We start from the raw sequence: 12,864 nt of genomic DNA on the forward strand, positions 1-12,864 counted from the left end.
ACGCAGAACTCTTCAAAATCGCCGCTTGCGTTACCACGCGCAAGCCGCTTAACATCAACATGCAAACCGGGCCAAACACGCCGCTATTCAGAAGCTAATTCTGTCTAACTTCATTCGACGACGGACAGTTGGTTCACCAAGTAACGATGACTTGGGATTTGAGGCTGGTGCAATTTTTGTATACAGGCCTCAAGCTAGCGGAGGATATGAAGAAGTAAAACTTCATTCATCAGACGCAGCAGAAAGAGATCAGTTCGGTGAAAACATCACCATCAATGATGATGGAGTGATAGTGGTTGGAGTTCCCGCAAAAAAGGCTGTGTACGTTTATACACCTGACGAAACCGGAACTTATTCCGAAACGAAGCTGGGAGCTACAAACCATTTATACCAAGAATTTGGAGAAGCAGTTGATATAAACTCCAACGGGCTAATCGTTGTTGGCGTACCAGGGTATACTTACATTAATTCCCAAGGCAATCGAGTAACGAATTTGGGTGGGGTTGCTGTTTATACCCCTGATGCGGATGGAGGGTACACGGAGCAGTTCTTGATTCCCCCAATCATTGGGGACATCTGTATCAATATCAGACTCCGGTGTGGTTACCGTAGGATTCCAGAAAGCCTACGCACATAGAGCTTGAACCTATCAACTCGTCCCCGACGCTGAAGGTCAATATAGCTTGGTTAAATCAGAAGCAACTATTGATGAGACTTCAGATTATGCATCTATACAAGCTGCAGTAGACGTTGTTTTTTACGATAAATACTTTAGTTCCCATAGTCATGAAGGGAAAGCTATTGCTGTTGAAGCCAGTGGCAACGTAGATGGGCTCGACACCACATCATTGCTGGAATTCTTAACTTCGGATGGATTTTCACATGGCCTAAGAGCCGATATGCCTGCTGGGTATGGAAGAGCACATTTTTCGTTTGATGCACCATCACATGTGTTCGATTATCTAAATCGTGGAGAAGATGTTACTTTAACCTACACGATTGAAATCGATAATGGCAGCAATACTCCCACCTCCACTGAAATCAAAATCGCAATTATCGGTCGTGATGATATGGGCACAGTAACTAGCGATACTCTTATAGGTGGCGATTTTAATGACACGATGCTTGGCCTTCAGGGAGAAGATACAATCGACGGAGGGAAAGGAGCTGACTTTATCGACGGTGGTGACGGGAACGACACGCTTACTGGCGGTTCATCCTCGGACACCTTCCGGTTTGTAGGTGTCAATTTTGGCAACGATGTCATCACTGACTTTGAAGCAGGTTCAAGTATCCGAGATTTAATCAAGTTCGATCAGACAGTATTTGCCGACTTCAATGCGATCATTGAAGCCGCAAGCGAGAATGGCGCTGATACTATGATTACTCTCGGAACAAGTAATTCTGTCACGTTGAAGAGCGTTTCAATTGCAGAGCTGAATCCGGACGATTTCCAATTTGTCTAACGTGCCCTAATAAATCTAGGCCTTCAGCGAATGCTAAAGGCCTTTATACTGTGTGATATTTAGCCGAAATCAAAGCACGTCCGGCCAGTGCATGACTTCGGCCTTAGGTCGATTTAGTCAACTTGTTGCGGAGTGACTAAAGCTGACATTAGCCTAGTTACAGATCGTCTCATCCAGAGCTAGACATCAACTTGGGATGGCTCTTGACCAGCTTAACGCTGAGGGCCAATATCGGACCTTCGCATGTTTCTATCAAGAGTTGAGGCAGCCTTCATAGAAGCGCCTTCAGCTATCTTCATGAAGGGTTTGTAATTCTCTAAATAGCCATTCATGTAGTGAGCCGTTCTGCCTCATTTATCACTCCTGACGGAGGATTTTGGGGCAAATCACTCCCTTATTCATTTCTATAAGGCTTCGATAGGGAACTCAATGGAAGCTAATGAGAGCGTTTGAAAGCCGGATTTCACCCATCTTCGCTGCCGCTGATACTTTTTCAGATTAACTCGAGAAAAAACATTGGCTTCTTTGAGACTGTCGGCAGTTTTCAATTCTCAAGAGTTTTTCGAAAATTGCTACCTGCCATTAACGAGCTAGTGTAACGTTTTCAATTGGAAGTGGGTGTCGCTTAATGTGAGGTTCAAAAATGGCCTCTCCCTCTTGCCCGAAGATTCTAACATTCTTGCTAACAGCTCATTGCCATGATTTTTCCGCTCACACCACTTTGCCGAACCGCCGAAAACTTATGAAGTGAAGCTGTGACCAGAACTCCTAGATATCCAGTTCCCATCGTGTCATGCTGACCGCCTAGAAACCAAGTAAACTTCCGTCTGTCGATAGACGATGTCAATAAGACTATTAACACGGTTTAAGATCGGCTGTGAGTTTTGTATGCCTCATGACCATGGCTTTGTGAAATTTCACAAAGCCATGAAAGCAAAAGCTCAATGAAAGAGAATAGTCTTATGAAACAACGCTTCCTCACGACTTCCGTATTGACCTGTTTGACCTTGGGTTCACTGGCGCAGGCGAGCTTCGCGCAAGAAGCTTCCTCAAACGACTGTTCTGTTGCGGAGTTCACCATGGGCTTGCGTTTCCAGCAGCAATCAGCGGAAGTTCGGGCACTACAGAGACAAGCCTACAACATTGCTACGCAGAAACTTGCAGCTGCAGTCGAAGCGGCAGATGATCCTTCGAAACTGGCTATTGTTTCTGATCTGGATGAGACTGTGATTGATAATAGTGCCCTGTTGGCTCGTGATCTGAAGAACTGCCATACATATGATGTATGGGACACTTGGCTCCCATGGGAGCGCGATGGCAAGCCGACATTGATCCCTGGAGCAAGGGAATTCTTAAACTACGCAGATGAACTGGGGGTTTCTATTCGCTATATTTCAGACCGTGCGGACAAGCAGAAAGATTACACACTGGCCACATTGAATGAGCTGGGTTTACCACAGATCAGCCCCGAGACTGTTCTTCTGCTTGGACCACCCAAAGTGGAGCGACGTGAGATTGTGCGGAAGGATCACCAGATTGTCCTGATGCTGGGGGATACATTGCATGACTTCGACGGCGGTTTCCGCAAAACTCCTCTGGATCACCAGAAATCCCTTGTCGATGAGAATGCCGCTAAATGGGGTGCAGAGTGGATCGTTTTCCCGAACACCGCCTACGGCACGTGGTCCGAAGCTCCTTTGACCACATGGAGCGATGAGACCATCATTGAAAAATGGTGACTAGATCAGTTTATCTTTTCAAATCGCTAGATTTTCTGGTGATTGATTGGCCTTAATGCTCGACTAATATGCGTAGAAGTGGTGTCAGAGGCTCATGTCTTTGTTGGTTTTCGAAAACATTCGAAGGTCTATGAGGTGAGCATGGCACCACTTGTACAGCCCTGCGCAGAAAGACAAGCTGGGAAGTTCGTTTACGGTGCAGGATTTTCTTTTACCGAAAAAGAGGATTGAAACATCACATGCGTTGTACCCGGATTAGAAGCGCATACTAAAGCTGTATATCCGCAGTGTCTGTCTGTTTTCTCAGGGCAAGATGACGACCGCACTAAGTGATTACTCAAGTCCTTTAACGTATAAAGGTCAGGCTACGCAGTACCTCAAAGGCATTGGTAACCCGACTCTATCTCTTGAATTCTATAAGTTTACACTTAAAACTTCAGAATGAGCTGCGTCAAAGGCTTCACGAAGGGAGTTCTCTTTGGAGCGATCAAGATTTGTTCGAATAATATGACCACCCTGCTGACTGAGCTTTTCGATAACTTTGTCGGATACTTCTTTGCGTACCATCATAAACAAAGCTGCTTGACCTGGTTTGAGTATGGAAGCAACGTCCTTCATGAACTTATCGTTGATGCCATAATCACTGAGGGCCCCGCCAAGCGCTCCGGCTGATGCGCCTGCGACGACACCTAGAAGCGGGTTCAGGAAGATTAGACCAATCAGCAATCCCCAAAATGCGCCTCCAGCGGCTCCGGCAGTCCACATGTTGACCATCTGGTTGAGCTTTATTTTTCCGTTTTCGTTTGCCTTCGCAACAACTGCATCTGCAATTTCCACCATATACTCGTGTTGTAGCTCTAACAGTTCTTCACGGGCCTTTTCTGCTTCTGCTTCATTATCATAGCCAATGACGATCAATTCGGACATTTTTATCACCTTGTTTCGGTCTGAAAAACAAGCAAAACAGGCTTGAACATCGATCATTAGGCTTGTTCAATTGTGCAAGTCTGTATTGTTTGCTGGCAAGCTATGGAGCAGATGAACGTGCTGTGTCTGTTAGCTGGTTAACAGGCCGCCAGATATTTTTGAGTTATGTTGGAGGCTTTCGTATAGCGCGTTCGTTTTGTCAGAGCTATTCTAATAAGTGGGACTTCATTCACTCTGCATACTCTGGGACTGCACCGGCCAAGTCTTTAAGCTTTTTGAGTTTAATGATGCTAAGGTAGCCGTCTTCTAGTTCAATGATGCCTTGCCTCTTAAAGTCATTGAGAGTGAGGTTGACGGTTGGCCTCGAGCATCCGACAAGGGTTGCCATCTCACCTTGTGTTAAACGCACATTGATGTTGATGCGATTGTTATTTTCCTGTCCCAGATCACTTGCGAGCAGGCTTATCATTTTTGCCATGCGCGATGTCGCACTTTTAAAAATCAAATCTTCAGCTCTGGTCTCAATCCGTTGCAAGCGCTTTCCAACTTGTTTGGATATTGCAAAACTAAAACTTGGTGCGGTTTGCATTAGTTCGATGAAAACCCTCTTCGGAAGTTTTAAAACACCACATTGGTCGATCGCTACAGCAAAGCTTTCGCGAGGGTCGTTGTTGAGTGCGGATAGCTCACCAAAAACTTCTCCCGGTTCAACGAAGCCAAGCGTGAACTCGCCGCCAGAGTCTGAACAACGGTATAGCCTCGTTAAGCCCTTTTCGAGCAAATACACGGTGTCAGGTTCAATCATAGGAGAAAAGATCGTTTCTTTGTCCTGAAACATCTGAGTTCTTGAAGCTAAACGTATATTTTTAAGAGTGTCATCTGGCAGCGCGTCGAGCCAGTTAATCGTTGCAAGGTGCCAATGCGACAACTTTGCCTCCCCTTTTCATAAATGGACAACATGCAGCAAAAGCAATTTTGAAAACATATTCTATATGCATTCAATTGTCTCGTTATCCGCCATTTAAGGCGAAAACAACAAATTAAATAGTGGTAATTTTGAGCATTAATAAGCTTTGCTGTTGGCCAGCTAACAGCGAACGTATGAGCGGGGTGTTAATGGTTCGACTGTAGGTTGGAAAACCGACCTACCTATTAGAAACATTAGATAATTAGCTCTAAAGGGAACGTTAGCTCATGCGATTTTTGGGTATTACACTTGCATTATTGCTTGCCAGTGGGAGCAGCGTCTATGCAGATGAAGCTGCTACATCAAAGCGTGATATGTCAAAACTCACTTGTGGTGAGTTTTTGGAGATGAGTGCACCTGATGCGGTTGTTACACTTTTCTGGATTGATGGCTACCTATCCAGCAAAGATAATGCACCAGTGTGGGATGCTGAAACTTTTGTCGAGCATCGCGACAAACTCGTAAAGATTTGCACCTCCGAAGATGCCAAGGGAAAATTCCTCTTCGAAGAAGTGGAAGACCTGAACTAAATTTGTTTTGATGAGAGGCTGCCATGCAGTCTCATTTTTGGCAAACTCGTGCCAACTAAGTAAGGGAATTGCTCTTTGAAGAATTCTCAAAGATGCAATTTCCTTAGTGTTTTGCCCTCTGATACAGCACCTGAAATATGAGAAATCAACGTACCAAAAGCGAGCATCAAATAGGTGCACTTGCGCTTACTTTGACGACTGCTGCTTTATTCATGACGCTCCGTAATATGCCGATGATGGCTGAAACCGGGATGAAAATGATCCTCTTCAACCTCATCACTATTTTCGCTTATCTTATACCTGTGGCCCTTGTTTCCGCCGAACTTGCAACAGGGTGGCCAAAAAACGGAGTGTACCACTGGGTTGAAGAAGCGTTTGGAACACGTATGGGATTTGTTGCTGTCTGGATGCAATGGATCCAGAGTATCTTTGGGATTACTTCTATTCTAGCCTACATAGCGGCTTCTCTTGCATATGCTTTTGACCCAGAACTCGGTGCCAACAAGTACTTCATAGTATTTATTATCTTGTCTGTTTACTGGATTGCCACCCTTGTCAATTTCCGAGGCAGTAAAGGCTCAGGCACAATAAGCTCAGTCGCTGTTTCTGCGGGAGTATTATTGCCTTCTGTTCTCCTGATTGCATTGGGCGCAATCTATGTAAGTTCTGGAAATAAGCTCCATCTAGATACGACATTGTCTGCCAAAAATCTGGTCCCATCAGTTTGGGAGGCCGGGAACCTGGTTCTCTTCTTGAGCTTTATCTTTGGTTTTGTTGGGGTTGAAGTATCAGCCAGCCATGCTCGAGAAGTTAAGAATATACGACGTGTCTATCCCATCGCAATCTTCAGCGCCGCCGGGATTGGATTTGTAACAACGCTGTTGGGTGGATTGACTGTCGCTTCGGTGTTACCTGCGGAGTCTATTGATCAAATCAACGGTGCAATGCAAGCCTTCTCTGCTTTACTCACGCATTTCGGCCTACTGTGGCTTATACCGATACTAGCAATTCTTGTTGCTTTAGGTGCTGCCGGACAGGTGAGCACTTGGATTGTGGGACCTGTGAAGGGGCTTTTAGCAGCCGGACAAGCGGGAAATTTGCCTCTCTGGGCGCAAAAGGTGAATCACCAGGGCGTACCTACAAACCTCCTCATTTTACAAGCCGTACTTATCTCGCTTATTGCCATGTTCTTCCTTGTTGTCAAAGATGTAAATACAGCGTTCTTGATACTCACCTCAGCAGCGGTCCTCATATACTCACTGATGTATATCCTGATGTACGCTGCAGCGATACGTTTGAGATACACACACCCGAAGGTTGAGAGAGCTTATCGTGTTCCTGGTGGGAACAAAGGTATGTGGCTCGTTGCTGGAACTGGCTTAGCTGCCTCTGTGGCATGTTTTGCAATTGGCTTCATTCCTCCGCTTAATAGTGTTTTCTCCATCAAGTCCTTTGAGTTCTTGATGCTTGCAGGTCTCGCACTTGTTGTCGCTATTCCGGTCTTACTCTTTTCGTTTCGCCGACCGTTTTGGTCACTGATAAAAGCGACCAGCTAAAAGGACCCCAATAATGGGAAATACCAAACCAGATATGGCCAATACTAATGTAGATTCATCGATGTTGATGCCCTCTTATGGTGGGAGAGTGATGCGCGAACCCATCCCTAAATTTAGTTTGCCTGATAGACAGATGGAAGCTGAGACCGCATACCGCATCATTCATGATGAACTCATGCTTGATGGCAATGCCCGGCTTAATATGGCAACGTTTGTCACAACGTGGATGGAGCCTCAGGCTGAGCGCCTGATGGCCGAAACCTTTGATAAGAACCTGATTGACAAAGATGAATACCCAAACACCGCAATGATTGAGGAGCGATGCATCAAGATTGTCGCGAACCTCTTTCATGCGCCTGATGGGTTTACTGGCTCGTCAGCAATAGGTTCGAGTGAAGCTGTCATGTTGGCGGGCATGGCATTGAAGTGGAAGTGGAGAGATCGACAAAAAGGGAAAGGCAAACCCACAGATAAACCAAACTTAATCCTTGGAACTAATGTACAAGTCGTTTGGGAAAAATTTTGTCGTTATTGGGATGTTGAACCAAGATTTGTTTCAATGGCGTCCGATCGGTATGTGATCGACCCTGATGAAACCATTGCAAAAATTGATGAGAATACCATTGGTGTTATTGCAATTTTGGGAACGACGTATACAGGCGAATATGAACCGATCAAAGAGGTTCACGATGCCTTGGTAAAATCCAATGAACAGACTGGTTGTGAAGTCCCTCTCCATATTGATGCCGCTAGTGGTGGATTTGTCGCCCCGTTTTTGCAGCCAGAACTGGAATGGGACTTCCGCTTGCCATTGGTTAAATCGATCAATGTATCAGGCCATAAATATGGTTTGGTTTATCCGGGTGTGGGCTGGGTTGTTTGGCGGGACAAAAGCGATTTACCTGAAGATCTCGTTTTTCATGTCGATTACCTGGGCGGAGATATGCCGACCTTCACATTGAACTTCTCTAGGCCAGGTAATCAGATCGTTGGGCAATACTATAATTTCCTACGCTTAGGCCGAGATGGTTACACAAAGATAATGGAGAACTTACGTTCAATTGCCGGCTATCTATCTATTAATATTGCACAAATGGGTGAGTTTGAATTGCTAAGTGACGGAAGTACCATCCCAGTCTTTGCATTCAAAATGAAAGACCCGAGCAAATACACGGTGTACGCGGTTTCCGAATACCTGAGAGTTCATGGCTGGCAAGTCCCTGCCTATGCAATGCCCGAGGGAGCTGAAGATATACACGTTCTCAGGATTGTTCTCAGGGAAGGTTTCAGCCGTGATATGGCAGAGCTGCTTCTCAACGATTTAGCAACTGTGATCGAGAAGTTAGAACGAGAATCAAAGAATGGACATGAGGCTCCAGAAAAACACTTTGCTCACGTGTAGCCGCCCTACCACAAATTATTAGCATGCTAAGCATATCAAACCAGTATTTCTGAATTCAATCGTACTAGCCTGAGAGTGACTAGGCTAAACCTGTCGTTTTTCAGGCAGGTTTGATATGCTCCTGCATCTAAATTCAATATGAGCGTCCGGCAAAGGTAGCCAGTTTCTTGGGTAATTTTAGTTACACAGCTTTTAAAGCGTAACACCACGGCATGAGGTCATTGATACGAGTGATCTTGTACTCAGCGATTTGGACAAGAACCCAGGTAAGCTAAGCCTGCGGGTCAACATTGTTAAGCTTGGCGGTTTGTATGAAGGTATAGGCGATTGCCGCAGCCTTGCCCCTATCTAGGCCCATGAAGAGATAATTTTTCTTCCTAAAGCCACGAGTTTCATGATCCGCTCAGCCGCGTCGTTGTTCAATTGTGACAGCATAAGATAGTTTGTAATGCTGGCGGTGTTAGGAAAAATAAAATTTGTAATCTCTAGGCGCATCTAAAGCTTTGAGATTGAATATATTTTCTGTCCGTCGTCGAATGAAGTTAGACAGAATTAGCTTCTGAATAGCGGCGTGTTTGGCCCGGTTTGCATGTTGATGTTAAGCGGCTTGCGCGCAGCTGAGTAAGAAAGAGCACAAGAGTTAAGCGTGGAGGTATCGATCTTACTTGGCATTCAGAACTTCGAAATTAGACCAGAGGGCGGCCCTGCAATATCACTTTCAGCCAGATCAATTTGGAATTCTAAACTTTTTAAGCCAACGCAGATTAGTCACTTTTTGCATGTTGTTGCTGAATGATCTCCGCAACGTTTAGCCCTATCTTTCTGATTAAACTCCTCGTGATGGAGAGCATACAAAAATTTGGGCATTCCCCAGAAGGGGAACCATTAATATGGTTGCTCTAAACGGTTAACTGTTCATGGTTTGGAATAACCCGCAGACGCGGGTTATTCCATGTTGGTTATCATGCAAATATGAAGTCATCTGCCGTGATGTTGCTTACGGCAACGTCTGAAAGGGTGATGGAGCTACCCTCATAAGAAATGACGGTGTCACCATCCTTACCGGAGATGTTTAGGTCGTTGAAGCTATCGATATTGTCTAAGAATTCAATTAGATCAAAGCCATCTTCGAAGTCGATGATTTCATCAGCACCCCAATTGGTATCAAACACAAACCTGTCATTTCCGGAACCTCCGGAAAGCATATCGTCGCCGAAACCGCCTTCAAGACGATCATGACCAGCATTGCCATAAAGAGCATTGTCGGCAAAGTTACCGATCAACGTGTCGTTGCCTGAACCTGCATAGGCAGTTTCAATCACTGTATCACGCATGATGGCCAGATTGCCTTTGTAGCCATTCACATCAGAATAAGTTTCTGCCAACAGCGAGATTTTCTGATCAGCACGCACAGAACTAAAGTTGAGAGTGTCCCGCCCTCCGCTGTCAGAGATGGTGTAGGTTACCCGGTTCAGATCCGCCAGATCATCATAGTAACCGCCAGCGGTTGAGTTTTCGCCATAAACAGTGTCACCACTGCGAATGTTATCAGCGGTGCCATAGAGATCCTGCATTGCAAGAATGTCAGCAATCATTGGTGTAACGACATAGGCATAGCTGGCGTCCACAGCAGAGTTCTCGCTCTGCGAGAAGTAGGACATAACTGTGCCCTGCCAAGAATCGTTCGCATAGTGGTTATCTACACCATAGCGTGCGCTGCCATTGTAGTTGCCAGCATGCCCTAGGCCGAGAGCATGGCCAATTTCATGGATGTAAGTCTGGAATGAATAGGAATCCAGACTGGTTCCACTGTTATTCAACCATGAAGTGCTCACGTTTACGATTGATGACTGAATGGTGCCGCCATATGTGCGGGAGCTTGAGTAGGCGCCGCTTTTATCATCACTGAAGGTGATTTGTGGGCTAGAATTTGCCTGCTCAAAATTGATGCCGGTGGTCATCGACCAAGCATCAAGAGCTTTGATCGCGAGAGCCCGACCATCACTGTTCAAGCTTGTTAGGTTTACCGTAATCGTGCCGCCTGGTTCCACATCAAATGCACGACGACCACTGCTCCAAGCTACATCAGTGAGCTGGTTAGCGATTTGATCATTGGTAAAGTGCCCCTCAGGCACAACGATCTCAGGGTCGGAGGTGGGCTGGGGAACCACCGGATCTGGATCTACTGGATCTGGGTCTACCGGGTCTGGATCTACAGGGTCTGGATCTACCGGATCTGGGTCCACCGGATCTGGGTCCACCGGATCTGGATCCACCGGGTCTGGGTCCACAGGGTCTGGATCTACTGGGTCTGGATCTACCGGATCTGGGTCTACTGGATCTGGGTCCACAGGGTCTGGATCCACAGGGTCTGGATCTACTGGAACGGCATTCTCGATTACGTTGATCTCATAACTACCGGTATAACGATTACCAAAGGAAGAAGCGCCAATATAATATTTGCCGCTGGAAGTAGCCGTAAACGTGATCTCAGAATTACGTCCTTCTCCACTGTCGTCATCAAAGGCAATACGGTTACCATCACTATCATAGAGCGTAAGGACAGTGTTGCGAACACCGTAGTATCCGGTTCCTTTCAGGGAGACTGTATACTCTTTACCTTCTTCAAGCTCGATTGCCACAGCATCACGATCACCGCGGTAGTTCAATCTTCCAACAAAGCTCTCGCCCGCATCAATTGTATAGGGTGTGGAGCGACTAAATGGGGCATCACGCCATTCATCGCCAGATGAAGTCCACTTGTAGGGATAATAGCCATAAGGATTGTACTTATAGCGGCCAGAAGAGCCCCAATAACTGTAATGCATTTTACCCTCAATTTTTACTTTAACTACAGAAGTAAAATTGAGCACAAGTCAGAAATAAACAATATTAATTAGTATTTTTTCACATGAATTTTTATTTTTAAAATACAACTCAAACTTAACCTATGTAAAATTAATTTTTGTCTAAAATGCGTCTGAATGCAAATTATCAACCCTAATGATGTTATCTAATTGATATCATTTATTATTTATTATTGAAGTCGATTTTGTAGAGTTATGTCGAATAAATTGTATACTTCATTATATAAATTATTTACACATAATATAGCCATAATTTAATATTTTTACTTAGATTTTATATGGCGCAAAGAGTGCCATCAGAGATGGCTTGGGAAATCTGAACAGTTACCCGAACTAGATTCGCTCTTGAAACAGGCACGAGGAAATGGAGAGTTTGACCCTCTCGCCTTTGTCTGGGAGCTTTAAAGATTTTTGCTTTAAGTTTGAATCTTCATGTTTGCCAAAGGCGTTGATTTTGCCCATGCCACCCTCAACCGCTAGGTCGCGCGGTACTCACCGCTGATTGCAGAAGAGGCGAGGCAGTAAAAGCAAAAAATGTGCACCTGGTAGCACATGGGTGAGACTAAGCCTCCCCCCCTTTTAAGCTAGGTTCTGCGTTGATCAAAAGCCGATTACGTTCGATATTGTAGCTGCAACACTAACCCTGATTTCAATGACTTGGAGCCAAGATTATCGAGGCCTGAGGGGCGTTCAAAGTTCTGACCGACCAGTTCCATGCTCGATAAGGAGAGATCCGCAACTTTCTGAATGGTGCCGGTGAGATGTAGTGTCATACTGAAATGACGCCCGTTGACCTGTAGTTGCCTGTCAGCGTGGTTCGCTTTCAAGCCTGAACTACAGACGAAGTGGCCTCTCTCGCTGCAAACACAAAGAACAGAACGCATTAAAGCTTACACTTTGGACAAACGGGGCCAACAATGGACCTACAGTCGGTTCCAGCATGGGTTGAATTCAGCTTAGGTAAAGTGTTGCGCTCTGCAATAAGCATTTTCAAATGCCGCGACCGCCGAAATTGCTTCACCCTTGACCGTCCAGGCACTTGTAGCCTCTATAACATAGGCCATTGGGGATCCCATAGTTGCTTTCGGGATTAAACCAAGATGCAATAGTGAACCTCAAGTAACTCCTTTGACCAACTGTAATAGAGCCCTTGAGAGATACCTTCCAGCCAGCATAACTTAGAAACACTTCCTTATTTTTCCTCTCCTGCAGAACCCTTCAGGCTAAGCCGGCCTATCAGTTCCATTGGCATTGGAAAGACAATCGTATTACTTCTATCGCTCGCGATTGTCTGCAGTGTTGTCAGGTAACGCAGCTGCATAGCTTGATCGTTCTGGGAGAGAATTCCGGCGGCTTCCAGAAACTTTTCCGCTGCTTGGGATTCGCCCTGAGCATCGATGACCTTGGCAC

The 12,864-nt window shown here is 45.6% G+C and carries 9 protein-coding genes and 1 pseudogene; 6 read left to right on the top strand and 4 right to left on the bottom strand.

Features of this window, described 5'->3' with window-relative positions:
- Nucleotides 1-151 precede the first annotated feature (151 nt).
- From PsAD26_RS23290 to PsAD26_RS23300, 3 genes are all read left to right on the top strand, one after another.
- The gene (locus PsAD26_RS23290; RefSeq protein WP_063312328.1) at nt 152-637 is read left to right on the top strand and encodes a hypothetical protein; all 486 of its coding nucleotides are present in this window, start codon (nt 152-154) and stop codon (nt 635-637) included.
- Between the two features lie 46 nt (nt 638-683).
- Nucleotides 684-1,466 (top strand): hypothetical protein, encoded by a 783-nt coding sequence (locus PsAD26_RS29900; protein WP_063312329.1) that lies wholly within the window; start codon nt 684-686, stop codon nt 1,464-1,466.
- 962 nt (nt 1,467-2,428) lie between these two features.
- On the top strand, nt 2,429-3,205 hold the full coding sequence (locus tag PsAD26_RS23300; RefSeq protein WP_063312333.1) for an HAD family acid phosphatase: 777 nt from the start codon (nt 2,429-2,431) through the stop codon (nt 3,203-3,205).
- Between the two features lie 414 nt (nt 3,206-3,619).
- Here the strand turns inward: PsAD26_RS23300 and PsAD26_RS23305 are convergent, their stop codons facing one another.
- Together PsAD26_RS23305 and PsAD26_RS23310 are read right to left on the bottom strand one after the other, a co-directional pair.
- Entirely contained in the window at nt 3,620-4,132 is a 513-nt protein-coding gene (locus tag PsAD26_RS23305) for a DUF1269 domain-containing protein (protein ID WP_063312334.1), read from the bottom strand.
- A gap of 229 nt (nt 4,133-4,361) precedes the next feature.
- Nucleotides 4,362-5,060: a Crp/Fnr family transcriptional regulator gene (locus tag PsAD26_RS23310; RefSeq protein WP_153041560.1), complete on the bottom strand. Its 699-nt coding sequence runs from the start codon at nt 5,058-5,060 to the stop codon at nt 4,362-4,364.
- A gap of 266 nt (nt 5,061-5,326) precedes the next feature.
- Between PsAD26_RS23310 and PsAD26_RS23315 the strand changes: the two genes are divergently transcribed.
- From PsAD26_RS23315 to PsAD26_RS23325, 3 genes are all read left to right on the top strand, one after another.
- Complete coding sequence (locus PsAD26_RS23315) at nt 5,327-5,629, top strand: HdeA/HdeB family chaperone (protein ID WP_063289725.1); 303 nt, start codon at nt 5,327-5,329, stop codon at nt 5,627-5,629.
- 137 nt (nt 5,630-5,766) lie between these two features.
- Nucleotides 5,767-7,185 carry an amino acid permease gene (locus tag PsAD26_RS23320; protein WP_063312331.1) on the top strand — a complete coding sequence of 473 codons (1,419 nt, stop codon included), beginning with the start codon at nt 5,767-5,769 and terminating at the stop codon, nt 7,183-7,185.
- Between the two features lie 13 nt (nt 7,186-7,198).
- Nucleotides 7,199-8,587: a glutamate decarboxylase gene (locus PsAD26_RS23325; protein ID WP_063312332.1), complete on the top strand. Its 1,389-nt coding sequence runs from the start codon at nt 7,199-7,201 to the stop codon at nt 8,585-8,587.
- 962 nt (nt 8,588-9,549) lie between these two features.
- On the opposite strand, the gene PsAD26_RS29110 is transcribed toward PsAD26_RS23325, so the two are convergent.
- A complete protein-coding gene (locus PsAD26_RS29110) occupies nt 9,550-11,415 on the bottom strand; it encodes a M10 family metallopeptidase (protein ID WP_084403807.1) in 1,866 nt (621 codons plus the stop codon).
- A gap of 1,231 nt (nt 11,416-12,646) precedes the next feature.
- Nucleotides 12,647-12,864, bottom strand: a pseudogene (locus PsAD26_RS23335) (slipin family protein); the annotation flags it as partial.

It is taken from the genome of Pseudovibrio sp. Ad26 (genome assembly GCF_001623285.1).
Lineage (GTDB): Bacteria > Pseudomonadota > Alphaproteobacteria > Rhizobiales > Stappiaceae > Pseudovibrio > Pseudovibrio ascidiaceicola.

Bases quoted from the DNA above. Each gene is read 5' to 3' on its own strand.
- PsAD26_RS23305 (WP_063312334.1), bottom strand. From the start codon at position 4,132: ATGTCCGAATTGATCGTCATTGGCTATGATAATGAAGCAGAAGCAGAA.
- PsAD26_RS29110 (WP_084403807.1), bottom strand. From the start codon at position 11,415: ATGCATTACAGTTATTGGGGCTCTTCTGGCCGCTATAAGTACAATCCT.
- PsAD26_RS23315 (WP_063289725.1), top strand. From the start codon at position 5,327: ATGCGATTTTTGGGTATTACACTTGCATTATTGCTTGCCAGTGGGAGC.
- PsAD26_RS23325 (WP_063312332.1), top strand. From the start codon at position 7,199: ATGGGAAATACCAAACCAGATATGGCCAATACTAATGTAGATTCATCG.
- PsAD26_RS23320 (WP_063312331.1), top strand. From the start codon at position 5,767: ATGAGAAATCAACGTACCAAAAGCGAGCATCAAATAGGTGCACTTGCG.
- PsAD26_RS23300 (WP_063312333.1), top strand. From the start codon at position 2,429: ATGAAACAACGCTTCCTCACGACTTCCGTATTGACCTGTTTGACCTTG.